The sequence below is a fragment of the Vibrio sp. R12-SG2-ISO1 genome (assembly GCF_059834045.1).
In genome coordinates, this window is sequence record NZ_JCBDGO010000008.1 from 246,695 (window position 1) to 272,283 (window position 25,589).

Sequence of the window (25,589 nt, forward strand, 5' to 3'; positions counted from 1 at the left end):
ACAGGCAAGTACGGCTAATCACACCAAAGTTAGTGGGTTCGATCATTTCATGATGTTGCATAGATTCTCCTCGTTATTTTTCTCTTTATGACAACTTAATTACAATATGATGAAATCTTCGTTTTATCTCAAGCCCAATCTGTGTGAATTTTTTGTGACAAGTTCACCAAACCGTCTTCATTATCACGAAGAAAAACAAGGCGTTAAAAACAGATTGTAGGAGAAAAAGCGCGCTGAAAGAAAATCAGGCGCTTAGCGCAAGGAAAGCGTGATTCGCACGAAGTTTTCGTCTTCGTAATCCATTTGGTGATCAAAAATCGAAGACGTGTAGATAGTGCGCAAAAACGCGTGCTTTTCACCGTGCGCACCGCGCATTAGCATAGAGACGCTTTGTACCAAGCGATTTCGGCGGTCAAAGTGACCATTGAGATCGGCAGACAGCACGCACAGCAGACACCCCGTCGGGTTATACGCTAAGTCTACCGCTTCAGGGCTTGAGACGAGAACGGTGGTATTGAGCTCTTTTTCTAACTGATTAATCAGCAGCAAAAAGCTATCAAGATGAGGTAACTCGTCGCCACTCATCGGGCTCAATAAGTTATCGAGCATGGCTTCCATGTCGAGGCGCTGCGAGCGCGCATGGGTCACCATAGAGCGCACTTTCTTCTTGAACGGCTTGTATTTCTTACTGTTGGCGGCTTTATTCAGCCATGCAGAAAGAATGTCGTTGATGTCATTGCGCGATTTTCGAGCCAGTACTTGTCCGTTGTGGTTGGTGCGTAGATGCAACAATGCATGCAGCGCCAATTCAGACAGGAGAGGTTCAAACTCGGGTTTAATTTTGGAATGAATACTGCGCATTATGACTGGAAGCTAACTGAAACTCGCGGAGAAAGTGGTCGTTTGAAACACGAAAAGGACCGCTATGCTACCGAAAACCCTTCGCCATGTACAGATGCGATGCGGCACAAGCACGCAAAAATAATGCCAATCTAAAAAAAGCCCCACACCCAAGAGTGTGAGGCTTAAGCTCATCAACCGTTGTGCGAGTCCCGATCACGCACAACGTTTACTTCGCTATTTGGCGAGCTTACCCAGTACGCGCTGTAACAGCTGGATACGTGGCTCGATAGACTCAAGCAGCAAGTACTCTTGATCGCTGTGGAATCCCGCACCAATCGGACCTAATCCATCAAGTGTAGGTACACCTAGGATGGCTGTGCAGTTGGCATCTGAACCGCCACCTACCGCTTGCCAACCTATTTGGATTGACAACTCATCGGCCGCTTCCTCTACCAACGCCATCAAACGCTCGGTTTTGTCACTCGGTACCATGGATGGCTTGTAAGCTTCACGCTCAAGCGCAACACGCACACCGTCAACAAATGGCGTCACGGTTAAGCCATTCAGGCGTGTATCGACATCGTCATACTCTTCGTTGCTCCAAAAGCGCACATCGACGATCACTTGGGCGAAATCTGGAACAATGTTTGCGCCTGCGCCACCTGAAACCACACCGGCGTTCAAAGTAGTGCCTGACTCAAAATTGGTCATCTCGTTCATGGCGAGAATCCAGTTTGCCATTTCCGTCACGGCGCTACGGCCTTTCTCTGGCTCATTGCCCGCGTGTGCCGCAATACCATGAAAATCAATCTTGTAACGCGCCATGCCTTTACGAGCTTTGACCAAGCTGCCATCGGCGCGTGCCGCTTCCGCCACAAGAACGTGTTTGGCGTTTTTCGCGACCGATTGCAACCAATCTTGCGAGTAAAGTGAACCGGTCTCTTCATCTGGGTTCATGCAGATACAGATCGACAGCGCATCCATGACGCTTGCCTCAAGGTCACGCATCGCATACACCACATTGAGCAAGCCTGATTTCATGTCAGACACACCTGGGCCGTAAGCTTTCTCTGCATCGACCGTCATCGGACGCTGCGCAGCGGTGCCGACAGGAAAGACGGTATCCATGTGACCAATCAGCATCACATCGATCTGCTCGGCGTCAGGTTTGTTGCGAATTTCAAGACCGACACCCGCTTTAGTGCAGTCAACGCGTTTGACGTTCCAGCCCCCCATCTCGAGGAACTTCTGCTCAAACTGCTGAGCGATGACCTCAATGCCCTCAGTGGTGTACGTGCCGCAATCGACATTGACTAGCGGGCGTAGCTCATCTAAATACGTTTGGAGAGAAAATGACATCGCCTCCCCCTTACACAAATAGGTTCATGACAAGCATGGCGCCAAATGCGTTGAGTACCGAAATGGCAATCATCACCGGGATGTAGCGTCCTTCAGTACCAATTGGTCCAAGGATACGACCCATGTATTGAATCTGTGAACCCATCAAGTAGATGGCAGGCGCAAGAATCGCTATGTGCGCGCCATTGAGAATACCTTGGTCAAATAGGGTGATCACGACACCAACAGCGCCGCCCATCGACATCCATGCACCAATCAGTACCGCTGCCGCTTCACCAGGCAGACCAAAAACCGCCATCACAGGTGCAAACACAGTACCCATCAGATCCAAAGCACCTGTGATTTGCAACGCTGCAATGATCACAAACGCCATCAATACGTTTGGCACGGTCGATGTGGTTGCAATCACCCAGCCTTTTTTCGCGCCTTCGACGAAGATGTCCGTCACCATTGGCTTTTTCGCTTTTACGTCACCCATTATGCGGTCTCCTCGGTCAGTGTTTCTTTGTTTTGCTTGTCGTCAGATTTCTCTTCTTTACCTTCCGTCAGATTGACGTAAATGCGAAATAGGTTCGCACCAATGATCTTAAATGCGAACATGACTAATACCGCAAGGCCGATAGACGAAGTTACCGCGAGAGAGCCGTCCGCGAGCGTTAACGTAAATAGAACCGCACCAGATGAGAAGAAGTTGACAATGGTTGCGCCTGCCGTGAACTGGAACATAGTGAACACATCGGTTTCACGTTTGGTCAGTTGGCCTTCGTCTTTCAGCTGACGCGTCATCGCCGCGCCGGCATCCGTACTTTGCAAAGAGGCGATCAACGCCAAGCCCGTGTTACCCGGAATGCCCATGATTGGACGAAGCAGTGGCGTCAGCAGCTTACGCGCCGCTTCCAAGGCGCCGTAATGCTCAAGCACATTGATCATGCCAAGCGCGAACATCACAGTAGGGATAAGAGTTAAAGCAAAAATGAAGCCATCACGCGCACCACTACCACCGACACCACGGAAAGAAGTGGTCGCGGCTTGAACGCCATCCGCGGTGTCTGTCACGCCGTGCGCAACTTTACCGAAAGAGCCATTGAGCGTTGTAAAGTCCAACACGCCATACCATTCATTGGATTGCATCAGACCAGAAAAAAACACAACCGCAAACACCAGCGCAATGTAGCAGCCGATCGTTACCTTGCGTTCAGATTGAACCGGAGTCGTCATCAAGATACCTATCTATTCGTTGGGGAAAAGCGCGGCGAATGTACTCCCAAGCAACGTGCTAGATAGATGATCAAAATCAAGTAGAAGACGGAAGGTGAGCGTAATCATTCTGTCACATTTATGATTGTGACATTGATCACACTTGGAATATTTAGCCAACAATTAGATATCAAGCAGGCATTTAATCCACCAATCAGTGATAACAAGTTGGCAATGCGGATATTAGCTCCTTTTCTGCTTTTGCCTCCACCAGTCTTTGAGTAAAGAAATCACAATAATGGAAAGCCCAATGGGGAAAACCACATTCCAAGTGACCATTGACAAAGTGGGCAGCCAGTCTGCATCACTCACATCACCAATCAGGAAGGCGCTATACAGGAAGTACAAGCCAAAAAAGAGCCCTCCTTCAAGTCGACTGACTATCGCACCTGTCAACATCAGAGGTAAGCACAACACAGCGACACCAAGCATGATCGGAAAGTCTTGTGAGACGAGTTGCTCGTTGCCAACAAGTCCCGCACCACTAAACAGACCGGATATACCCAAAACCGCCAACAAATTGAACGTATTACTGCCGACGACGTTCCCGACAGCGATGTCTCTTTGTCCTTTGAAGCTTGCTACTATCGACGTCACAACCTCAGGAAGAGAGGTGCCGATGGCTAGAATCGTCAAACCAATCATCGCTTCGCTAACCCCAAAGGCTCGCGCAATGTTCACTGCGCTACTCACCAACAGATTCGCGCCGGCAATCAGTAGAATTAAACCAACGACGAGCCATAACGCACTCTGCCATACTGGTTGGTGCCCTTGTGTCAATGAAGCGACTTCATCATCACCCGCCTCTGCCGCTTCGGTCTCACTGCGCTTCCCCTGGACAAAAAGAAACGCGGTGTAAACAACCAATAACGCGACTAAAATCCCACAGTCCAACAGGCTTAATCGCCCATCTGTCGCCATATAGAAGACCAGCGCACTTAAACCAACCATGATGGGCACATCTTGGCGAATCAACTGCTTTGAGATGGTGAGTGGCGTAATGACGGCCGCTAAACCTAGGATAAACAGGACGTTAAAAATGTTACTGCCGACAACGTTGGCTATCGCCAGTTCGGTCTTGTTGGAAACGGCAGAATTGATACTCACAGCCAATTCGGGCGCACTGGTGCCAAAAGCGACAACCGTTAGACCAATAACCAGACTTGGAATACCCACTTTGGCGGCGAGTCTCGCTGCCCCTTTTACCAAACCGTCAGCTCCGGCAATCAACAACATCAGACCCAAAACTAAAAGAAGATAATCCATGTCTACCTCACCCACTCGAAGGCCAATTCACACCAAGAACGCATTCAGCGTTGAACAAGCTAAAATAACTCGAATTGATGAATAAAGCTCGATCAATTCGAGTCTTATCGCTTAGTACAATCGAGTGGCAACGCATGGCTGGTAACTGCGCCTTAGATATGGCCTACACAGTCGATGATTACTGGTCCAAAATGACCTCAAAACCACCATAAATGATTCGTTTACCATCGAACGGCATAGGATTTTGCTCTGGGCTCATTCGCGGATCATCCGAGATCTGTTGCCATGCCAGATCTCGAACTTCTTTTGATGGCCACACAACCCATGAGAACACCACGGTTTCGTTGTCTTGAGCTTTCACCGCCATAGGAAATGACGTGACCTCTCCGTCAGGCACTTCATTCCCCCACGTCTCCACCACCCTTAAGGCACCGAAATCTTTGAACATTTCAGCGGCGATTTTTGTGTGTGCCATGTATTTTTCTTTGTTCGCTGTCGGTACAGCCGCTACAAATCCATCAACGTATGTCATGATCACTCTCCTCTTATGTGGAGTAATAACCATAGCCCACCAGCGCAGAAGTAGATCACTTGTTGATCACTGGCTCCGCCCCGTCAGCTGTAGACGCTCAGATACTGATTAGCGTGCAATGAGATTTGGCACAATAGAAACGCAAAAGCCCCGACAACTCATTGAGTTATCGGGGCTTTCTAAAGAAATGGCACGCCCTGTAGGAATTGAACTAGGATTTTAACTTCGTTTAACAAAGCTTAATAGTTATTTATTATCATATACTTAAGCCACAAATTACCGAATTGTATATTTAACCAAAATAGCTCAAAATGGCTCTAAATTGACGCCCACGGCACCACAGAGGCACCACAGGATTTGACGGTAAGTTGTTATGGATACAGGAATAAACTTCACAAAACGTGCGTTAGAAAGCATAGAAAAACCGAAACATCGCATTACCTATAGAGACGTGGGAAGCACTAAAAGCGTTCAAGGTTTAGTGCTTGATGCCTTGGTTTCTGGCGCTAAAATCTTCCGTTTTCAGCGCAAAGTTAATGGAAAAAACATCAAGGTCAAACTCGGTGAGTTCCCTACGATGACGGTCGAGCAAGCAAGGGAAATGGCACGAAACACGGCGACCGACCTTGCCAACGGTATCAACCCAAACCAGCAAAAAAGAGAAGCCAGAGAAAGCCAAACCTTTGATGACTTGTTCGATATCTATGTTGCCTCTTTCGAGCTCGATATTAAAGCCAAGAAGCGCCGCGCCAGTAGCCTTAAATCAAACCAGACTCTTTACCGATTACACCTAAAGCCTAAGCTTGGTAAAAAGGCCATCACTGATTTTGATGCCGAGAAAGCGCGGAAGCTAATGCAGGACTTGTTCACCAAACACGGATACAGCAAACACAACCATTCGCTAACCTTGCTCAAATCGATGTTTAATCGAGCCTATATCGAGCCTAACCCCTTCGCTAAAATCAATAAGGTTGATGAGTCCCTTTTCAGACGCGAAAGAACCTTATCCAAGAAAGAGCTCGCGCAGTTTTTTGACTCACTGAGCCAAGAAAAGCAGATTTACCAAGATTGCATATTTTTGCTTCTGCTGACGGGTCAACGCAAATCGATGGTTCTTTCTATGCGCTGGCAAGAAATTGATCTTGATAATCGTCGCTGGATTATTCCAGCCAGTAAAAACAAGAGTAAAAAGGCTCACTCTGTTCCACTCACTCAAAAGGCAATGAGGATATTGGTTCGTCGCTCACATGAAGCTGAACTTAACCAAGAATTTGTATTCCCAAGCGCTCGAAGCCAACTCGGTCATATCACCGATAAAAGCGGGAAAGGCGGTTTCTGGCAAAGAATCACCGATCGCGTTGGCATGTACGCACCCGACAATCCGGAAAAGCATCTAACAGTTCACGACCTAAGACGCACCCTAGCCACTTTTCAAGTTACATCGGGCGGCTCAATACAGGCAACAAGTAAACTACTGGGTCACTCCAACATCAGCATAACCAATGATGTGTATGCTCATTTGTCGGACGATAGCGTGAGAGAGACGCTAGAGAAAACCGTCACCTATATGCTTGGGGACTCATTGCAGACTAAGTTAGATCGCATTAAGCAAGAGATTGATACTCTGCCTATCGAAGCAAGGCAGGAATTGATGAGCTATTTGGAACAATCTGTAGATTCTGACATTCTTACGGCTTAAGCCGCACGAAGCCTTGAATTTATTGGCTTAAGCACTTTTTGTTAGCCAAAATTGACTGGCTAACTAGCCAGTGACATTAAGCCTATTAGGTTAAAACACAGCGGCTAATCTTCCATATTTCTTTAACCCACTAACCACAAAAATTGGTTAGTGGGTTAAAGAGAATAAACAAATCAGGTTGCAATACGAACGGAAACAGGCAAGCGGTATAGAGTAGTGTTTGACCTTCCAGCCTTAGACTCAATCGCCCCTTCCTCTTGTGCCAGTCGTTTAAGTTCTTTACCCACGATTCTATTTTTATCTACGTGCACATTGATGTGTTTACACACCTTCGAAGCCGTCACCCACTCCCAAACGTACTTTTCAGGGTCATCGATTAGGAAGCGCTCAACGATGGCTTCATAGTAAGAACTTTTGGCATTGTGCTCGTTGTTGACCTTTGCGGCTAACTCAAGCTCAGTATCCGTCAAGTGCCAAGATTCACCAGACTTGTATAGCTCATAGGCTTGAAGCCAAAATTGCTTGAGTTCTGCTGGATAACGGTGGCTTAGCCTACCGTTGTCATATCGCCAACCAAGGGTACGGTTTACCAGTTCCATGTCGATAGGCGCGGCCAGCTCGATAACGGCATATCGACTTGAGCCAGTTTCATCACGTAGAAAACCTGTCACGTTAACAGTCGCAATAAACGACGTTTGACGAGGTTTCTTAATATCCTTCGCGCCATAAGGGGGCCGGACAGTATCCACCTCCTTAGTAATAAACGCCTTGAGGCTTCCTTGGCTGTTTCGAGAGGTACGCTCTAACTCACCGAGCTCAACAATCAGGCTGTTAATACAGCTAATAACTGAATCTTTAGAGTCAGGGTTGATCTCTTGCCCTTCCAAGAACGCCCCTTCAAACACGGAGGCAAATCGCTTGATAAACGCCGTTTTCCTGAACGACTGCCCGCCTTGAAGAACCGGAATCAATTTTGAGCTAAATGGTGTTTCAAATACCGATGCCACCACCGCGATAAAAAACTTTCGCATCACGCATCTGGCAAGCTCTTTATCCTTCGCGTTCATGGCGTCAATCACAGGTGTCATACGGTCGATACCGTCCCAATTACTTTCATGCAGGTAATTGGCAAAAGGGTGGTAACTGTTGTTCTCAGCCAACGACATAAGGTGATCGGCTAGAATCTCTTTTTTGAAACCACCTCGAACACAAACATCAATCAACAAGCTACGTTTTTGCTCGGCTGTTTTGTCGAGCATTTGGCCATCGACAAACAACTCAACTTCCATATTCATTTTGTTGACCACTACATCGATGCCATTGCTTTTTAACAGCGCTTGTAGGTTTCTTGATGTAGGTAGCGGATTAAACCTAGCATCTAAGTCAGGGTAGTTAGGTTTCACCGTGTCGTGTAACTGGCTTACTTTTTCAACAACACAATCCATAGTCACTCCTTATGCCGTTTGTGTTTGAACTCGGCTTTCAAGGAAAGCATCAAGGTCAGCCAGTGTATAAAACACCTTACGGCCCACTTTGATAAATGGCAGGCGATAGCGCCCAGTTGATGCCCAAACGGCGAGCGTCCCTTCTGTCACACCCAAATACTCTGCTGCTGATTTACGGTTCAACTTCTTGCCGTACTTTGAAATTTCTGAATTACTCATAATTAATCTTCCTCGTTTGAAATCATCCTAATTGGATAAATTCAGACTACGAATGATCAGGTTTAACGGCAATCAGAAGAGGGGAACGGTTTTTAGTGTAGAGAGTTAAGCGACAAGCCGTCAGCCCTTTGGTTTCAAGGGCTGGTGCGGGAACGGATAGCATAGATATTGAGTTATATCAGAGCGCTAACATGCCCCCAAAGCCTACCATTTTAAGGGGTACCAGCATTTTTGACAGCTGAAATTTCACGATTCAAACAGCTAGCATATAGAGATGGTCCCAAAGATGTAGAGCAACTTTGTTTTACCCAATTAGCCTGCTGCTCCGATAAACCAGAAAAAGAGGGAATATGCCCCAACGCTTCATACTCTCGGTTATAGCAGCTAATAGTTAAGCTTGGACCTAGCGAACTAGGGCATGAATTCATTAGCCACGTTTTTTGATTCTTGCTCAATATAGAAAGGTCCGGAAAGTGACCATTTAGAGCATTAACCTCACGCGTAACGCAGCTGGACCAAAGAGAGGGACCTAAGCTCTTGCTACAAGACTTCTCAACCCAGCTTTTCAAATCCGGTTTAAGCCCATTTAAAAGCTCATCTGGCGATTTACCATAAGCTGAATTTGCCAACAAAGCCGACAAAATTAAAAGATATTTTTTCATTCGATGGTTCGTAGACAAATTAGAGTACAGCGTGGACTTTACTAAATAGAACTAATGAGAACCTTGATGGAGATCGGCACAATAGCATATAACGCCTTGCTAACGGGCGATAACGCTATACCACCCAACTTAAAATTTGTACCCTAAACACCGAGGCTGATTTGCATGAAAGTGGCCAAGCGTTAGGAGTCCCTGTTAAGCGATTTGTTAGCAATATTGCCTCAGTTCACCGTGGTATTGTTTAAGGCGTAATTCCATACTTTATAGAAGTAGAAGATGTAGCCAATACCAAGCGTAATAAGTGAAATAATTGCCCACAGAATCACATGCCCCAAATCACCAAATAGGTCTATGTTGCAACTTAGCCTCCGTTCGACACCATACTCGTCAATAACTGAGGCTCTGTTGATAATGAACTTACAAAATGAATAGGGCAAAAAGAACAAAGCGATCCCAAAAGTTACAATTGAAAGAACAAGCCAGATCAGTAGATGCCCAAGAATATCTAACACCGTTATATCTGCTTTTAGTTTCATGTGTTTTTTTCCTTATTTGTATTGCTAGCCCTGTTAAGGGGTGAGCAACGCAATACCGAGGCCGCTGCAAACCACCTCAATCACTAAATTCAACGCATAGTGAAAATGCCACGCGTTGCGAATCACTCTTAAACGCTTTGTTAGCCGTTGTCATATGGGAACACTATATTTTCTGCATCACTCGGTAATGGTTTTGAAAAAAGAAAATCCACATGTGGAATTTCAACCTCTTCCTTACCCATGCAGCATGCTTCAAAATTTTTATCACTTTTGCAAGGGCATTTATCTTCCTTAGAAAAGCTGCTAAATCGCGCAATAGGGAATTTCATTTTCGTCCACCGCACATCCCAATCTTCAAATGCATTATCCAAGAAACTAGCTAAACGTTCCAAAAGCGTAAACTCTAAAGTTGAGTCATCGTGCATCACTGAATATTTTTGGACAGGCTTTGTTACGATAGAAATTTCGAGCATCTCCATATCGTGCACTTCATGTACACATAACTGCCCATTATATACCCTGCCCTTTTTATGTTCACATCGAGATCTAGGCCTTACTTTGTGACCGCAGATACTGCAAGAATAATAGCCAACCTTAAACCCTGGACTACAGAATAAACAATATGGATAAAGAGATTGCCATTTAGAAACCTTGTTCTTGATAAAGTCTAACCTTGAAGCAACGATATGATCTTTGTAAGAGTTTTCTCGAATATAGTTCTCTTTGATTTCACACTGTTCTAGCTCATTCCAAGCTTGTCTATAATTTTTGAGCTTTATGTTATTGAACGCCTTAATAAACAAGATATTCAAATCCAGAGATTCTAGGTTTAGCCAACAGCTATTAGCCTTATCTTCGTCACCATTATCAATTGCAGACTTCTTCTCTGCCTCAAGATATTCTATAACTTTTTTTATTTCACTAGTTTCAGTGTCATCTATAGTTGTTAGCTCAATCTTCATCGCTCAGACTCTTCACCGCATCTATAGCTTTACCTAAATTTTCCACCTTACCATTAAACTCTATAGCAGTGGTTTTTCCTTCTTTGTTTTCCACCATAAATTTCAATGCAATGTTGTCATCATCTTTAGCTTTTAGTCTGTCGTAGATATATGAAGAAATCACACCGCAAAATACTGGAACGACAATACTCTGAATTATGAACGTACCAAGCCAAAACTCTGCACCGTGTAAACCTAGTTCTTTATATTCTTCATCAGAAGCATATACATCAGTATTGATTCCATTTTCATTTAAGAAGTCCAATGTATCTAATGTTCCTGCATAAAACACATCGTCATGACCATGTGAAGGGAGAATTACGACACTTTTCTCCTTCAAACCAGAGGATATATCAGGAGATGCTTCATTAACTAGTTGTTCAAATGTCAAGCTAGATTCTTCTACACGAAATATCTCTCTTTTATCCAATATACTCATATCAATTTCCACTTAGTTATGTTTAATCTTCCGAAGACGGCTAACGCTCTGTTAAGGGGTGAGCAACGCAATACTGAAGCCGCCGCAAACCGCCTTAAACACTAAAACCAACGCATAGTAAAAATGCCACGCGTTGCGAATCCCTCTTGAACAGTTTGTTATGCATTTCTTTGATAGTGCTCGCGGTGGTATTTAATGAACCGAATATCAATTTTGTGTTTATTGGAAACCGTTAACTTACCTGGCAGTCCAATCAGAGTTAGGTCATCTGCAATGGTGAAACCACCATTGTCAAACATCACATGGTGATTGGGGCACAAACATAAGATGTTATGTTCACTATCGGGACCATTATGAGGTTCACCGAGTGGCATAATATGAGCAGCTTCAGCATATAGGCCAGCAGTAGTTTGGATAGCTAACCCACAAATTTGGCATTCATAGTTATACCACTGCTTAACATTTAGAGCCTTCTGATAATCGCGTACAACTCTGTTGGATGTGGAAGAGTTTCTTTTTGGTGATTCATATTGGCCTGGAGGTTCCTGTACTTCATTATCTACCGCGATTGTATCGTGAGCGACTAAGCGGTATCGCCAAATAACAAAGCCAGCTTTACCTGTTTCCTTCCAGTAATCCTCAACGAGATATAGACCTGAGTATTGATAACCTGAGTCCGGACTGTATTCACTATTATGTTTGTGTCCTCGCGTCACTCGAACTGGTAAGCCTTCAGTTTTACTTCTAGCAAGAGCAAGATTAACTGAGTCTAAAATTTGGTCTGCAACCTGCTTCTTTTTGGTATCCTGGCCGCCAGCTCCGGTGTAAATTATTACATCACCAAAATCTTCATCATCTTCATAGCCGCCAGATAATACTATTGAATCCGCCCCCTGATACTTAGAACCACTTATTCCAGCGACTAAGGGTCCATGAACACCAGCTTTAGAAAGTGTGTCTCTACTTTCAAACTTCTTGCCTATTTCAACACCCGAAATATGACCAAATACTCTTTGTTTCAAATATTATCTCCAATATGCATAACGCCGCGTTAAGTAGTGAGCGACGCCACCACGAAACCTGAACCATTGTGCCATAAACACTTAAGTCATACTTTGAACTGAAGCCGCCAAGCGTTGGGAATCTGTCTTAAACGCTTTGTTAACTGGCTGTCACAGCCTCTTTGCACATACCGATTAATACTGTTTTTAGTACATCAAATGGTAGACCACCAATTTGTGACATGATTTTCTCTTTTGCTTTTTTCCAAATTGTTTCATTTTTAATTGCGTCAGCGAAATCATGCCCTTCCCAAGTTAAAGAAAATGGGATTACTCGAACAATACGACTTGGAGTAGAACCAGAACATATAGTTTCACAACGGACTAAACCAGCTTCAAATAAGAGGTGATAATGCTCTTCAAGCTCTAGGTCTGTATACCCCTCAAAAGGAGGTTTAACAATAGGAAGATCGTCTTCTTTTTCTTCGATGAACAAGACTAATTTTCGAATTAAATCCATATCTCGTTTCATAATAAATCCTCTGTATTCGAATAAGCCAGTTAACGCCCAATTAAGGTGTGAAGCACGTAACCACAACACTTAACTTGACCACCGTAAACACTAAACTAAACCCAAACCAAAAATGCCAAGCGTGCTGAATCACTCTTAAATTGTTTGTTATACGCCCGATAACACCAACTTATCTCTAAGTTTTTCAACAGAAAGAATCCTTGTGTTGTCAAACCCATTCAAACGTGTTCGATGTATGTCATAAGATGAAACCACTAACATACGATCAACGTTACCACCTAACGTCTTGATTTTTTCAGCAGCTAATCGTTGCTCTTTTCTAGCTTCGATAACCTGAAGAGCACCCGAAATAGATTTCATACAGTTCAAATCCAGGTTCATAGGAGTGCAAACTGCTCCCTCATACTGAATAAAGTAGAGACTATCTTTGTCGAAACAGTAGTCATTGTTAAACTGAAGTTTGATACGCAAAATATTGTCGACTTTAAGAGCATTCCTTGACTGCCAATAAGTATGAATAGAACCAATTTGAGCGTCATCAATTAGCACACCTTTTGCACCAGTGAGTGCATCTAAAATGGGTTTAGTAATGTTGTCTAAGTCGCCGACTTTATCTGTTTCTTGTCTTTCCACTGCATCTAAATACCAACAAAGTTCAATGTTTACACTTTCTGAAATAATCCATTGAAATTTAGACAATTCTTGATGAATCAGATCAATCAAATCTCTTTGTCTTTGACGCTGAGATTGCATACTAACAATTTTTTCAAATTCTAGTTCAATCACGATTTCAGCACTTGCAGATTCTTTAATCAAATAATGAGCATCGTAATTACAGTTATCCGTAGCTATCTTAATCTTCATTTTTTCTCCGATGCCATTTAGGGCGTATAACGCTTTATATACGGCAACAAGCCGTCTTTCTAACTCGCATCCTTCCGCCTAGTACTTCCACCCACTAATGACGCTATACTAATAAACGACCGTAAATCAGAGTATTAGCAAATGGTTCATTGTGACACCTGTTGAACTCTACAGCAAATCCCCGTCTATCATGTATATAACGGCATTGACTGCTAATTTTGATTTTACCTATGGCCTTATACACATGAAGATTCAATTTCCCTTGCATACGAGCATGAGCTCTTTTTATAAGGTTGATGCTGAATCGTATTAACAATAGGGTTTTAGGCTATGTGGCGTCTCGGCGGTACTAGATTGGATTCCTCGACGAGTGAGTTTAGCTTTTCGGTCAACTCTGAATATCTGGCGGTATAGCGAGCATGAGTCACCCAAGATCTTTGCCCAACGTTTAGTACATAGTCCATCACCAGTGATTTAAATGATTCATGCTCTTTATGGTCAAAACTATCGTAAAGGTCTTGCAAGGGCTCTAAATCAATATCCACAATTGAAACGGCACTAAAATTTTCGTTTCCCCCAATCATTGGCCTGCCGTGATAACTAAAGTGGATACCGACCAAATACCCATTTATGTGACAAAGGATATCGAGCTCTGAATAGTGCCCCGAAGGCTCGACTTCAAAATCATCAATCGTTAAATGATGGGCTTGAGTCACATATCCAGAGACGGTGACCTCCCTTCCGTAATCATCTCTCTTTTCTAATTCAAGCTTCCAATCAGGCAACTGTATCTCAAACTGATCCAGCTCCTTTAAACATTGCTTAATCACAAGCCTTGCGACCACACAGAATGAATATTGACACTCTATCGGCTCACCCGTTTCATCTTTCGACTTTTTGTCGTGGGCAAAGTGGTGGATCATTTTATCCGGATTGGGCCCTTTTTTAGCCACAAGGTTTTGTTTGCAACTTGGACAAACACAACCACATGCTCTACCCCGTTGCACCTCACTAATGTCTAGGTATTTATCATCCTTCAAGCCAAACGGTATCAGCATCCCTCTCTTCCCTTCACGTTTATGAATTGTCGGTGGCTAGCGTCGACTTTTCTTCAGTTGGCGAATATCCTTGTCCAACGCATCCATTTTAGGGACTCTCATACGCGCGACCTGTTTCTGTCCGTTTTTCAGAGTAATTTCAACCTCCAAGAGATCTGATTCGTGTTCTGTGTCACCTGTCGAGATCTCCTTCGTTTTACCCCAAAAATACCTGAGGTAGTGAGTTCTAACACTAGCGACACCGTCAAAAGAAAAGCCACCTTTGAGGCAAATCGTAAGGAAGGAGAAAAATTCAGAATCTTTCGTGGTTTTCACTACTTTGCCCCATGAACGCCACAGATCTGTCAGGGCTTGATAGCGACGAAAGTCCCTGCTTTTGGGAGTCGTAACCCGCGTTACTTGTTCATTGGAATCAAAATCCACCTCTGATACGTAGACACCTTGTTGCTGAGCGTGAACTCCCTCTAATGTCTCAGCTATGGTGCTTAATAGGGAGCGTGACCATGCCACTTTGCTTTGAAGTTGCCGCTCTATTTCGTCATAGAAATTGGGATCGGTATTTCTGATACCGTCAAAACCTGACTGTGCTTGTTGCAACACTTTAGATAGGCGCTTAATTGACGCAAGATCGGTGTCACTTGGAATTTGGATTAGTATGTCTTCACACGCTTTCACTTGATGAACATCAAGCCCGATACTCATCAACTCGTCTGCCTGTTTTTGGCTCAACCCTGCCACTGCAAACTCCATGCAACTTGTTACTTAATAGCTCAGTTGTAGAAGGTATCATTTTGTATAGATGAAGCAAGCGATCGGATAGACAAAAAGAGAGTGATGTTTCGAAAAAAACGAAGAGTCGAAAATAGGTGGGGTTTAACAAAAGTTGATAAAAATAGATTTCAGCGGCACCACAGAGGCACCACAGAAAAACGAAAAGCCCGATAACTCATTGAATTATCGGGCTTTTTTCGGATATATGGCACGCCCTGTAGGATTCGAACCTACGACCACATCCTTAGAAGGGACGTGCTCTATCCAGCTGAGCTAAGGGCGCGCTACAGGGACAGGATTATACGAGTTCGAGGTCTTAACACAAGACCTTTTCGTATCATTATGATCTAAGTGACTAAAAAAGGGACATTGGCGGTTGAGGTGTTTAAAAACAACCCGAAGCAAACGTTTGCTTATGGATGTTCATTCAATTATTTGCGACAATGCGCCACAAATTATTCGCCATTGTGATTAAAGGAAAGTCATGACTGCTCAAAATATCGATGGAACACTGATTTCTCAAACCGTCCGTTCCGAAGTGGCGGCTCGTGTGAAAGCGCGCCTAGACGCTGGGTTACGTGCCCCTGGCTTGGCTGTGGTTCTCGTTGGTGAAGATCCGGCGTCTCAAGTGTATGTCGGCAGCAAACGCCGCGCGTGTGAAGAGGTGGGCTTTGTGTCTAAATCGTTCGACCTCCCTGCCACCGCAAGTCAAACTGAGCTGCTTGCACTGATTGACACACTGAACGCAGACGATGAGATTGATGGCATCTTGGTTCAACTTCCGCTACCAGCGGGAATCGACTCTACCGCCGTGCTCGAACACATTCATCCAGAAAAAGACGTCGATGGCTTCCACCCTTACAACGTGGGCCGCCTAGCGCAGCGCATTCCAAAACTGCGCTCTTGTACGCCGAAAGGCATCATCACCCTGCTTGATCGCTACAACATCGATCTTCGTGGCAAACACGCAGTGGTGGTTGGCGCGTCCAACATTGTCGGTCGACCAATGACATTGGAGCTCCTGCTTGCGGGCTGTACCACCACGACTTGTCACCGTTTTACTCAAGATCTAGAAGGTCATGTGCGTCAAGCGGATCTGGTGGTGGTTGCGGTAGGTAAACCTAACTTTATTCCAGGTCACTGGATCAAAGAGGGTGCGGTCGTGGTCGATGTCGGTATCAACCGCTTGGAGTCAGGCAAGTTGGTCGGCGATGTGGAATACGATAAAGCCAAAGAGCGCGCCAGCTTTATTACGCCAGTCCCGGGTGGTGTTGGGCCAATGACGGTGGCGAGCTTGATTGAGAATACAATGCTAGCGTGTGAGCAATTTCATACCAAATAACTAACGCCCTATCCTTCCTCAGAGCAGCGCTTCTTCTCGCGGCTCTGAGGCTGTTTTAGCCACATTAACATTGCCCGACCCTACCTCTTTGGCGAGATACATCGCTCTGTCTGCCACTTTCAAACACTGACTTAAAGTCATCGTCTCATTGTTAAATGAGATACCCGCACTGGCGCCAATCTCGACGTGAATATTTTTCAGTGATTGCAAATGGTGACCATAAAAGAGCGCGACTACTTGCTCTGCCAACGCAACCACTTCTTGCTCCGACTCATAATCGCGCACAAAAATCGCAAACTCGTCACCGCCCAAACGGGCAATGTCGTATTTTTGCAGTCGCTCGCCCAACGCTCGCTGCGCGATGGCTTTTGTTTGCTTGGCAAAATCGTACAACACATTGTCGCCGACATCGTGACCATAACGGTCATTGACCGCTTTAAAGTTATCTAAGTCGAGGTAAATGATCGCGGTGTGCTTGTTCTCATTAAGACGGGTCGCGTGAGACAACACCGACATAAAGCTTGCTCGGTTGGCCAACTGAGTGAGCGAGTCAATGTAAGCCAGTTCTTGAATGCCCTCTTGATCCATTTTCAAAATATAGTCGTCCATTTGACTTTGAAAATAGATCACGATGTGACACATACCTGACATCGCGACCAAGGTTAATACCAAGCGAAACCCTACATGGTATGGGTACGGAAACTGCGTCAAGCCAAAGGCGAAGATCATGGAGGTAAGGACAATATTCAGTACCGACAATCCCACTCCAACACGAAAAGTATTGATAAATATGCCGATGGCAGACAGTGGGTAGACCCACATAATACCTGTACCTTCATACCCTCCGGTAAAAATAAGATACAAACTCAAGGAGTAGATAATAAAAGAGAGCCCAGCAAGACCAAAGCGATGTTGCAGGTTAATCATTTTGATGGTGACGATGCCAACCAAGGAGTAAAAGGCCAACGTTGTGCCCAGTTCAATATCGCTGCGATAAAAACTATAGACAGAGAAGGCCGCAAGGAAGGAGACACCTAAGACAGCGAGCACCCGGATCATCATCATCTGGCGCTGCTGTTTCATTAAGACGACTTCGGATAATTTATCCGCTACAAAGTGGTGTACGTTCATCGCGCTCCAGTCATTGCTACAAAACCAATCACTTATTTAGATAATGCTACATTATTTATTGTCAAACAAATATAGACACCGTCAAGCTAAGCGCGACTGAACGTAGGAGGATTCGTCGTTTTTGTTTACCGCATCACATCACAATTGCATCCGCAAGGTGTGAAACAGCCAGCGCAAAGTAGTAAGACCGGTTCCATTTCATTAGTACGTTATAGTTATTGTAGACCAAATAAACACGCCCATTCGCATCATCTGGTGCGATCAACCAGGCTTGGATGTCTTGGTCGAGCTTAGGTAGCGGTCGGCCATCAAAACGGGTAATCCCCATTGACGCCCACTGTTGCAAATATTTGGCTTTGTCCGGCGCTCGCCCTTGAATTGACGTATCAAACCCAGCGGGAAGCGTCACTTGACGTCCCCAGGTGTAGGTATCGTCCCAACCGGATTGACTTAAATAATTGGCCGCCGAAGCAAACACATCCGCTTCCGTCGTCCAGATGTCTTTTTTACCATCACCGTTGCCATCCGCAGCAAAGGCTAAAAATGAGCTCGGCATAAATTGGCACTGGCCCATCGCCCCTGCCCATGAGCCTTTAAAGTCATCAAAAGCAATATGGCCTTGCTCTAAAATCTGTAACGCGGCCATGGTTTCACTGCGAAAGAAGGCCTCTCGGCGGCCGTCGTACGCCAAGGTCGCGAGCGCATCAATGACGGGGTAATTGCCGGTAAATTTTCCGAAGTTACTCTCAACGCCCCACAGCGCAACAATAAAGCGAGGCTGCACACCATAGTGCTCACCAATGCGACTCAGCTCAGTGTGGTGCTTTTGGTAAAGGGCTTTGGCTTGGTCGATTTTCCATTTTGGTACGGCGCGAGGAATGTACTCATCTAAGGTCAGTTTTTTCTCTGGCTGATTCTTATCGGCCGTCACGGCGCGTGGTTTATGAGTCACATTGGCAAATGCCTCATCGATGACGGGCTGAGCAATCCCCATCGCTTTGGCTTCATCTCTGAGTGTTTGGATGTAATCATCAAATGACACCTCACTCGCAGACACTGACGTTGCCAACACAGTGCCTGAAAGTGTCAATCCTAGAACAGCTGACAGTATTGTTTTCACATTGCCCTCCTTGAGCAATTTTAGCGAGTCTTTAGAACTATGAATTATTCGACTGCTGGCGAGCTTTTTTCTGCTCTTTGTATTCATCAAGCAGGTTTTTCGGTGGGGGTGGCAGTTGCAAAAAGAAGCCCTCATCTTGCATGGATTGCTTCACTTTTTCGATGTCGACTTGTGCTAACTTGCGCCCGTCGAGCTTCACCATCATCACCATTGTAGGTTTACCGAACATCTGCATCAGTGTGTCAGGAACTTGCGAAAAATCGTCCTTTTTCGGTAAGTAGAGGTACGCGCCCTCTTTTTTTGAACTCTTATAAATTGCACAAAGCATGTCTATGTTTTTATCTCATTGTCATTAAACGTCAATGTTTCGCTATTTTTGAGAGCAAAACACCCAATTGAGCGCAAGATAACTTGCTGAGCTTAGGGAGGGAATATAACATGAGTCCCCTAGTCCCAAGCAACGCCCTTAAGAGGTTGCCACTTACCTATATGTCGAATATGACCGAGCCCAATACAAGCAGGCCACAGACCATTGGGTCAGAGAGCGTCATTGCTCAATCCAAGCCGTCCCAATCATCCAGCGCCGCTTCGCCTGACTTGAAAGGCAGCAGTTTCACCTTGTCCGTGTTGCACCTTAGCGATAACGATGTCGACAAATGCATCGACTTCTTACAACAGAAAGTGCAAACGGCACCTGCGTTTTTTGCTCACGCACCTGTGGTGATCAATATTTCAAAGGTGGCGGGCGAATTGGACTTTGTAAAGCTAAAGCAAGGCATCGCCCAAGCGGGCATGATACCTGTTGGGGTGACGGGATGCCCAGACAAACGTACACAAAACTTAGCGTCTGACGCTAAGTTTGCCGTGATGACGGCAAGCAAGTCCCCTACACAAGCGCCCGCGACCTTAGCGCCCACCAAAATTGTTCGCACCCCGGTGCGCTCTGGGCAACAGATTTACGCCAAAGACGCGGATTTAGTGGTACTCAATCATGTCAGTGAAGGCGCCGAAGTGATTGCCGATGGCTCAATTCATATCCATGGCACTTTGCGTGGTCGCGCTATTGCTGGGGCCAGTGGCAACACGGGCGCCGTCATCATCTGCAACAAACTCAATGCAGAATTGATGTCTATTGCGGGGCACTACTGGCTTACGGAACAGTTTGCCGAGGAATATTGGCAACAGAAAGTGATGTTCAGCTTGAGCGACGATTCACTCAAATTCGAGCTGTTAACAATTTAATAGTTTAAAGGAACCAACGAATGGCACGCATTATTGTTGTCACATCAGGAAAAGGCGGCGTAGGGAAAACCACCTCTAGCGCTGCGATCGCTTCAGGCCTTGCGATGAAAGGCAAAAAAACCGCTGTGATCGATTTTGATATTGGTCTGCGTAACCTTGACTTAATTATGGGTTGCGAACGTCGTGTCGTGTACGACTTTGTTAACGTCATCAATGGCGAAGCAACGCTCAATCAAGCGCTGATCAAAGACAAACGTACCGACAACTTATTCATCTTGCCCGCCTCGCAAACTCGTGACAAAGACGCCCTCACCAAAGAAGGCGTACGTCGAGTACTGGATGACATGGACGAGATGGGTTTTGAATTCATTATCTGTGACTCACCAGCAGGCATCGAGCAAGGCGCTTTGATGGCGTTGTACTTTGCTGATGAAGCAATTGTCACCACCAACCCAGAAGTCTCTTCTGTACGTGACTCCGACCGTATCCTGGGTATTCTCGATTCTAAATCCCGTCGCGCAGAAGAAGGCTTAGAGCCGGTGAAACAGCACCTGCTACTTACCCGCTACAACCCTGCACGCGTAAATCAAGGCGAAATGCTCAGCGTGGAAGATGTCGAAGAGATCTTGCATATTTCCCTGCTCGGCGTGATTCCAGAGAGCCAAGCGGTCTTGAATGCCTCTAACAAAGGGGTGCCGGTCATCTTCGACGACGAGTCCGATGCCGGTATGGCCTATAATGATACGGTTGAGCGTCTTCTCGGTGAGCAAGTGGATTTCCGCTTCCTCACTGAGCAGAAGAAAGGGATTTTTAAACGACTATTTGGAGGCTAATTAGGCATGTCATTACTTGAGTTTTTCCGCCCGCAGAAAAAGAGCTCTGCGAATTTAGCCAAAGAAAGACTGCAAATCATTGTGGCCGAGCGTCGCAGTCAAAACGACCCTGCGCCGTCTTATCTGCCTCAGCTTAAAGAAGATATTCTGAAGGTCATTGCGAAGTATGTCGACATTGACCCATCGATGGTCGACCTGTCGTTTGAGCACAAAGATGACGACATCTCCGTTCTCGAGCTCAACGTCAAACTGCCAGACGAAGAGAAATAGCCTGATTGGGTAGGCTATTTGATATGAGTAATGAGCCGATGCAATTGCATCGGCTTTTTTACGCCACCAATATGAATAGCACCAATATGGATAGAACAAAATATGCGCAGACAAACAAAAGCCCCAGCACAGGGCTGGGGCTCGATTTCAAAGCGTAGGCTTCGTGCTAGCGAAAACCTATCTCAACGTGACGGCTTACTTATGCGTCCGCTTTTTCTTTTTTCGCTTTTGGTGCTGCTTTCGCTGCTTCTTGATCCGCTTTCTTCTTGATAACCGTTGTACCTTCGAAAGTTTCACCTTCAACGAATGCTTTACCGTAGTAAGAAGCTTTTAGAACTTCTTTCAGCTCAGAGATTAGAGGGTAGCGTGGGTTCGCACCAGTACATTGGTCATCGAACGCTTCAACCGCTAGCTCATCAAGCTTCGCTAGGAAGTCAGCTTCAGCAACACCCGCCGCTTGGATTGACGCTGGGATGTCTAGGTCTTGTTTCAACTCATCCATCCACGCTAGTAGACGTTCAATCTTCTGAGCAGTACGGTCACCTTCTTGGCTTAGGCCTAGGTGGTCAGCAACCTCAGCGTAACGACGACGTGCTTGTGGACGGTCGTATTGAGAGAATGCAGTCTGCTTAGTTGGGTTGTCGTTCGCGTTGTAACGTACCACGTTAGAGATCAGTAGTGCGTTCGCCAAACCGTGTGGTAGGTGGAACTCAGCACCAATCTTGTGCGCCATAGAGTGACATACACCTAGGAATGCGTTTGCAAACGCGATACCAGCGATTGTTGCCGCGTTGTGTACTTTCTCACGAGCGATTGGGTCGTTTGCACCGTTCGCGTAGCTTGAAGGTAGGTACTCTTTAAGCATCTTAAGTGCTTGTAGAGCTTGACCATCAGAGTACTCGTTCGCAAGAACTGATACGTAAGCTTCTAGCGCGTGAGTCACAGCATCGTAACCACCGAATGCGGTTAGAGACTTAGGCATGTTCATGACTAGGTTCGCATCAACGATCGCCATTTGAGGTGTTAGCTCGTAGTCAGCCAGTGGGTACTTAGCACCAGTTTCGTCGTCAGTTACTACCGCGAATGGTGTCACTTCTGAACCTGTACCTGAAGTTGTGGTGATACAAACAAGCTCAGCTTTTTTACCCATTTTAGGGAACTTGTAGATACGTTTACGGATGTCCATAAAGCGCATTGCAAGCTCTTCGAAGTGCGTTTCTGGGTGCTCGTACATTACCCACATGATCTTCGCCGCATCCATTGGTGAACCACCACCAAGAGCTAGGATAACGTCAGGCTGGAAGCTTTGCATCGCTTCAGCACCTTTCTTAACCACTGATAGTGTTGGGTCAGCTTCAACGTCGAAGAACGTTTGTACTTCCATACCTTGTGCTTTCAGTAGTTGTACTACGTCATCTGCGTAACCGTTGTTGAATAGGAAACGGTCAGTAACAAGGAATGCGCGTTTCTTACCTTCTAGGTCGCTAAGCGCGATTGGAAGGCTACCACGACGGAAGTAGATAGACTTAGGTAGTTTGTGCCACAACATGTTTTCAGCTCGCTTCGCTACAGTTTTCTTGTTGATTAGGTGCTTAGGACCTACGTTCTCAGAGATAGAGTTACCACCCCATGAACCACAACCTAGAGTTAGAGAAGGTGCAACGTTGAAGTTGTACAGGTCACCGATACCACCGTGAGTCGTCGGGATGTTGATTAGGATACGAGCTGTTTTTAGCTTGTCGCCAAAGTAACGGATACGGTCTGCGTTTGTGTCTTGGTTAGTATATAGACCAGAGGTGTGACCGATACCGCCGATTTCAACCATAGTCACCGCTTGAGCAACCGCATCTTCGAAGTTGTCTGCACGGAACAAGCCAAGCGTTGGAGAGAGTTTCTCATGAGCAAATGCGTCCTCGTAGGACACTTTACCAAGACCTTCACCAACAAGCACTTTCGTGTCAGCAGGAACTTTCACGCCCGCCATCTCAGCGATTGCTGCTGCTGGCTGACCAACGATCTTCGCGTTCAATGCGCCGTCGATAAGTAGAACTTTACGTACTTTATCCGCGTCAGCTTTGCTTAGTACAACCGCTTTGTGCGTTGCGAAACGCTCTTTCACTTCGTCGTAAACTTCGTCAACAACGATTGCTGCCTGCTCAGAAGCACACACTACGCCGTTATCGAATGTTTTAGACATTAGGATAGAAGCCACTGCACGTTTAACGTCAGCCGTTTCATCGATAACGACAGGAACGTTACCTGCACCAACACCGATTGCTGGCTTACCAGAAGAGTAAGCGGCTTTAACCATGCCTGGACCACCAGTAGCAAGGATAAGTGCGATGTCATCGTGCTTCATTAGCGCATTTGATAGCTCAACAGATGGTTGGTCAATCCAACCGATGATGTCTTTTGGAGCACCCGCTGCTACTGCTGCTTCTAGAACCAGTTTCGCTGCATCGTTAGTTGAGTTTTTCGCACGTGGGTGTGGTGAGAAGATGATGCCGTTACGAGTCTTCAGAGAGATAAGAGATTTGAAGATCGCTGTAGAAGTTGGGTTTGTGGTAGGTACGATACCGCAGATGATGCCCACAGGCTCAGCGATAGTCATAGTACCTAGGTTGTCATCCTCTTCTAGGATGCCACAGGTCTTTTCGTCTTTGTATTTATTGTAGATAAACTCAGAAGCGAAGTGGTTCTTGATTACTTTATCTTCAACAATACCCATACCAGATTCTTCAACCGCTTGTTGTGCTAGCGGGATACGAGCTTGGTTCGCAGCAAGAGAAGCCGCACGGAAGATTTGGTCAACTTGCTCTTGAGAGTAAGTTGCGAACTCTTCTTGCGCTTTCTTAACGCGTGCAATCATTGCATCTAGCTCGGCTATATTAGTAACAGGCATAGGGAAATCTCCTAAAATTAACAAATATTAAAAACTTTTTATTAAGCCAACTGCATGCTTATCTTGGGCAGTCAATCACAGCTTTCTTAGTAAATTGCTTTCAGGGCTGAGTATATTATTTCAGGTTGTGAAAAAAATTGACCCAGATCAGTTCTGAAAAACTATTTACCTAGTTAGTGGTACGCGAATCGCACAAATCACCATAAACCACTAATTTATAAAGACTTAAATCACAAATCCGAACTGAATAAAATAACAGCAATCAATCAATCGAACTCATTGAACAAGCATAAATTGTAAAAAAGTTTCATTTTTTGACCACAAACTTACATGTAATTCACAAAATTCGTGCTACTCACACTACAAGTTACGTCATTTTCAGATGAAATGGCGTCTTGAAGACGTGATTTTGTGGCAAACTTAACAACATCGTAAAACTGTAGCTCATCTTACGCCTCTTTTGGTTAACAAAACATGTCAGGCGCGATCCCTTTGTCAGGAATAATTAGAAATTCTCAGTCATGGTATAGGCGACAGATTAGCTTTTTTCATTCGTTATCTGCGTGAATTTAGACTATATTCCGCGTGACTTTTTTACCCCTTTGCCTAATGTGGACATTCTTAGATGCAAACCTTTGAATTAGCGATTTTTTTACAGTTTTTTCTCGGTTTAGTCGCCGCCGTTAACCCGGTGGGGATCATGCCGGTGTTTGTCTCGTTAACCGGTCATATGACCCTCGAAGAGAAACACAAAACCGCAACCACAGCCAACGCGGCGGTCGCGGTCATTCTGATCGTCTCTCTACTCGGCGGGCAGATGTTGCTCGATATGTTCAGCATTTCTCTAGATTCGTTTCGTGTGGCAGGCGGTTTACTGCTGCTGAGCATCGCCTTTTCGATGATGAGCGGTAAGCTCGGTGAAGATAAGCAGAACAAGCAGGAAAAATCGGAGTACGTCAGCCGCGAACAAATCGGTGTTGTGCCTTTAGCGATGCCTTTAATGGCCGGTCCTGGTGCGATCAGTTCAACCATCGTTTATGGTTCACGCTACCCGGGCATGATGGATACCACAGGTATCATCATTACCATCGCGGTGTTTTGCTTGTGCTCTTGGCTGCTGTTTCGTTCTGCGCCTTTGATCGTAAAATTCCTTGGTCAAACCGGCATCAACGTGATTACGCGTATCATGGGCCTGATTCTTGGCGCTCTAGGCATCGAGTTCATTGCCAACGGGTTACGCAATCTATTTCCAGGCCTCGCCTAAC

27 protein-coding genes and 1 tRNA gene are annotated in these 25,589 nt (G+C 45.5%); 6 read left to right on the forward strand and 22 right to left on the reverse strand.

Annotation, left to right across the window (positions count from 1 at the left end):
• Positions 1–252 precede the first annotated feature (252 nt).
• The 6 genes from AC6R10_RS06510 to AC6R10_RS06535 all read right to left on the reverse strand — a co-directional run bounded on the left by AC6R10_RS06510 (position 253) and on the right by AC6R10_RS06535 (position 5,257).
• Positions 253–861 carry a DUF2913 family protein gene (locus AC6R10_RS06510; RefSeq protein ID WP_500671809.1) on the reverse strand — a complete coding sequence of 203 codons (609 nt, stop codon included), beginning with the start codon at positions 859–861 and terminating at the stop codon, positions 253–255.
• 216 nt (positions 862–1,077) lie between these two features.
• Positions 1,078–2,202, reverse strand: coding sequence for a M20 family metallopeptidase (locus AC6R10_RS06515; RefSeq protein ID WP_500671810.1), 1,125 nt, complete (start codon positions 2,200–2,202; stop codon positions 1,078–1,080).
• A 10-nt stretch (positions 2,203–2,212) separates the two neighbouring features.
• Entirely contained in the window at positions 2,213–2,680 is a 468-nt protein-coding gene (locus AC6R10_RS06520; protein WP_334552601.1) for a YjiG family protein, read from the reverse strand.
• Entirely contained in the window at positions 2,680–3,420 is a 741-nt protein-coding gene (locus AC6R10_RS06525; RefSeq protein ID WP_500671811.1) for a nucleoside recognition domain-containing protein, read from the reverse strand. The genes AC6R10_RS06520 and AC6R10_RS06525 overlap by 1 nt, the downstream gene beginning before the upstream one ends.
• Positions 3,421–3,642: 222 nt before the next feature.
• The gene (locus tag AC6R10_RS06530) at positions 3,643–4,725 is read right to left on the reverse strand and encodes a calcium/sodium antiporter (RefSeq protein WP_500671812.1); all 1,083 of its coding nucleotides are present in this window, start codon (positions 4,723–4,725) and stop codon (positions 3,643–3,645) included.
• A 178-nt stretch (positions 4,726–4,903) separates the two neighbouring features.
• Positions 4,904–5,257: a DUF1428 domain-containing protein gene (locus tag AC6R10_RS06535; RefSeq protein WP_500630375.1), complete on the reverse strand. Its 354-nt coding sequence runs from the start codon at positions 5,255–5,257 to the stop codon at positions 4,904–4,906.
• Positions 5,258–5,630: 373 nt separating this feature from the next.
• Between AC6R10_RS06535 and AC6R10_RS06540 the strand changes: the two genes are divergently transcribed.
• A complete protein-coding gene (locus AC6R10_RS06540; RefSeq protein ID WP_500633700.1) occupies positions 5,631–6,956 on the forward strand; it encodes a tyrosine-type recombinase/integrase in 1,326 nt (441 codons plus the stop codon).
• Positions 6,957–7,129: 173 nt separating this feature from the next.
• On the opposite strand, the gene AC6R10_RS06545 is transcribed toward AC6R10_RS06540, so the two are convergent.
• The 12 genes from AC6R10_RS06545 to AC6R10_RS06600 all read right to left on the reverse strand — a co-directional run bounded on the left by AC6R10_RS06545 (position 7,130) and on the right by AC6R10_RS06600 (position 15,767).
• Complete coding sequence (locus tag AC6R10_RS06545) at positions 7,130–8,401, reverse strand: VapE domain-containing protein (RefSeq protein WP_500671813.1); 1,272 nt, start codon at positions 8,399–8,401, stop codon at positions 7,130–7,132.
• A gap of 9 nt (positions 8,402–8,410) precedes the next feature.
• Positions 8,411–8,620: a helix-turn-helix domain-containing protein gene (locus AC6R10_RS06550; RefSeq protein WP_500626067.1), complete on the reverse strand. Its 210-nt coding sequence runs from the start codon at positions 8,618–8,620 to the stop codon at positions 8,411–8,413.
• Positions 8,621–8,832: 212 nt separating this feature from the next.
• Positions 8,833–9,282 (reverse strand): hypothetical protein, encoded by a 450-nt coding sequence (locus AC6R10_RS06555; protein WP_500671814.1) that lies wholly within the window; start codon positions 9,280–9,282, stop codon positions 8,833–8,835.
• Between the two features lie 221 nt (positions 9,283–9,503).
• Positions 9,504–9,818, reverse strand: a complete 315-nt coding sequence (locus AC6R10_RS06560) for a DUF6693 family protein (protein ID WP_500626065.1) — start codon at positions 9,816–9,818, stop codon at positions 9,504–9,506.
• 140 nt (positions 9,819–9,958) lie between these two features.
• Positions 9,959–10,780: a hypothetical protein gene (locus tag AC6R10_RS06565; RefSeq protein ID WP_447247301.1), complete on the reverse strand. Its 822-nt coding sequence runs from the start codon at positions 10,778–10,780 to the stop codon at positions 9,959–9,961.
• Entirely contained in the window at positions 10,770–11,258 is a 489-nt protein-coding gene (locus AC6R10_RS06570; protein WP_500671815.1) for a hypothetical protein, read from the reverse strand. The genes AC6R10_RS06565 and AC6R10_RS06570 overlap by 11 nt, the downstream gene beginning before the upstream one ends.
• A 158-nt stretch (positions 11,259–11,416) precedes the next feature.
• Positions 11,417–12,280, reverse strand: coding sequence for a YDG/SRA domain-containing protein (locus tag AC6R10_RS06575; protein ID WP_500671816.1), 864 nt, complete (start codon positions 12,278–12,280; stop codon positions 11,417–11,419).
• Positions 12,281–12,419: 139 nt separating this feature from the next.
• The gene (locus AC6R10_RS06580; protein WP_500671817.1) at positions 12,420–12,791 is read right to left on the reverse strand and encodes a DUF2513 domain-containing protein; all 372 of its coding nucleotides are present in this window, start codon (positions 12,789–12,791) and stop codon (positions 12,420–12,422) included.
• 147 nt (positions 12,792–12,938) lie between these two features.
• A complete protein-coding gene (locus AC6R10_RS06585) occupies positions 12,939–13,655 on the reverse strand; it encodes a RusA family crossover junction endodeoxyribonuclease (RefSeq protein ID WP_500671818.1) in 717 nt (238 codons plus the stop codon).
• A gap of 323 nt (positions 13,656–13,978) precedes the next feature.
• Positions 13,979–14,713, reverse strand: coding sequence for a competence protein CoiA family protein (locus tag AC6R10_RS06590; RefSeq protein WP_500671819.1), 735 nt, complete (start codon positions 14,711–14,713; stop codon positions 13,979–13,981).
• Between the two features lie 36 nt (positions 14,714–14,749).
• Complete coding sequence (locus AC6R10_RS06595; RefSeq protein ID WP_500671820.1) at positions 14,750–15,451, reverse strand: hypothetical protein; 702 nt, start codon at positions 15,449–15,451, stop codon at positions 14,750–14,752.
• Positions 15,452–15,690: 239 nt separating this feature from the next.
• A tRNA-Arg gene (locus AC6R10_RS06600) sits at positions 15,691–15,767 on the reverse strand.
• 201 nt (positions 15,768–15,968) lie between these two features.
• On the opposite strand from AC6R10_RS06600, the gene folD reads away from it, so the two are divergent.
• The gene (gene folD, locus AC6R10_RS06605; protein ID WP_487901080.1) at positions 15,969–16,826 is read left to right on the forward strand and encodes a bifunctional methylenetetrahydrofolate dehydrogenase/methenyltetrahydrofolate cyclohydrolase FolD; all 858 of its coding nucleotides are present in this window, start codon (positions 15,969–15,971) and stop codon (positions 16,824–16,826) included.
• A gap of 18 nt (positions 16,827–16,844) precedes the next feature.
• On the opposite strand, the gene AC6R10_RS06610 is transcribed toward folD, so the two are convergent.
• The 3 genes from AC6R10_RS06610 to AC6R10_RS06620 all read right to left on the reverse strand — a co-directional run bounded on the left by AC6R10_RS06610 (position 16,845) and on the right by AC6R10_RS06620 (position 19,405).
• Positions 16,845–17,957, reverse strand: coding sequence for a GGDEF domain-containing protein (locus tag AC6R10_RS06610; protein ID WP_500671821.1), 1,113 nt, complete (start codon positions 17,955–17,957; stop codon positions 16,845–16,847).
• 133 nt (positions 17,958–18,090) lie between these two features.
• Complete coding sequence (locus AC6R10_RS06615; protein ID WP_500671822.1) at positions 18,091–19,077, reverse strand: lytic murein transglycosylase; 987 nt, start codon at positions 19,075–19,077, stop codon at positions 18,091–18,093.
• Positions 19,078–19,114: 37 nt separating this feature from the next.
• Entirely contained in the window at positions 19,115–19,405 is a 291-nt protein-coding gene (locus AC6R10_RS06620) for a YcgL domain-containing protein (protein WP_487901077.1), read from the reverse strand.
• Between the two features lie 110 nt (positions 19,406–19,515).
• On the opposite strand from AC6R10_RS06620, the gene minC reads away from it, so the two are divergent.
• Genes minC through minE form a run of 3 tightly spaced genes read left to right on the forward strand, consistent with a single transcriptional unit; the run spans position 19,516 to position 21,422 of the window.
• Entirely contained in the window at positions 19,516–20,319 is an 804-nt protein-coding gene (minC, locus tag AC6R10_RS06625) for a septum site-determining protein MinC (protein ID WP_500671823.1), read from the forward strand.
• 20 nt (positions 20,320–20,339) lie between these two features.
• The gene (gene minD / locus AC6R10_RS06630) at positions 20,340–21,152 is read left to right on the forward strand and encodes a septum site-determining protein MinD (RefSeq protein ID WP_334552629.1); all 813 of its coding nucleotides are present in this window, start codon (positions 20,340–20,342) and stop codon (positions 21,150–21,152) included.
• 6 nt (positions 21,153–21,158) lie between these two features.
• Positions 21,159–21,422 (forward strand): cell division topological specificity factor MinE, encoded by a 264-nt coding sequence (gene minE / locus AC6R10_RS06635; RefSeq protein WP_334552630.1) that lies wholly within the window; start codon positions 21,159–21,161, stop codon positions 21,420–21,422.
• A 199-nt stretch (positions 21,423–21,621) separates the two neighbouring features.
• On the opposite strand, the gene adhE is transcribed toward minE, so the two are convergent.
• On the reverse strand, positions 21,622–24,324 hold the full coding sequence (adhE, locus tag AC6R10_RS06640; protein ID WP_334552632.1) for a bifunctional acetaldehyde-CoA/alcohol dehydrogenase: 2,703 nt from the start codon (positions 24,322–24,324) through the stop codon (positions 21,622–21,624).
• A 625-nt stretch (positions 24,325–24,949) separates the two neighbouring features.
• Here adhE and AC6R10_RS06645 point away from each other — a divergent pair.
• The gene (locus tag AC6R10_RS06645) at positions 24,950–25,588 is read left to right on the forward strand and encodes a YchE family NAAT transporter (RefSeq protein ID WP_500629045.1); all 639 of its coding nucleotides are present in this window, start codon (positions 24,950–24,952) and stop codon (positions 25,586–25,588) included.
• Position 25,589: the final 1 nt, after the last annotated feature.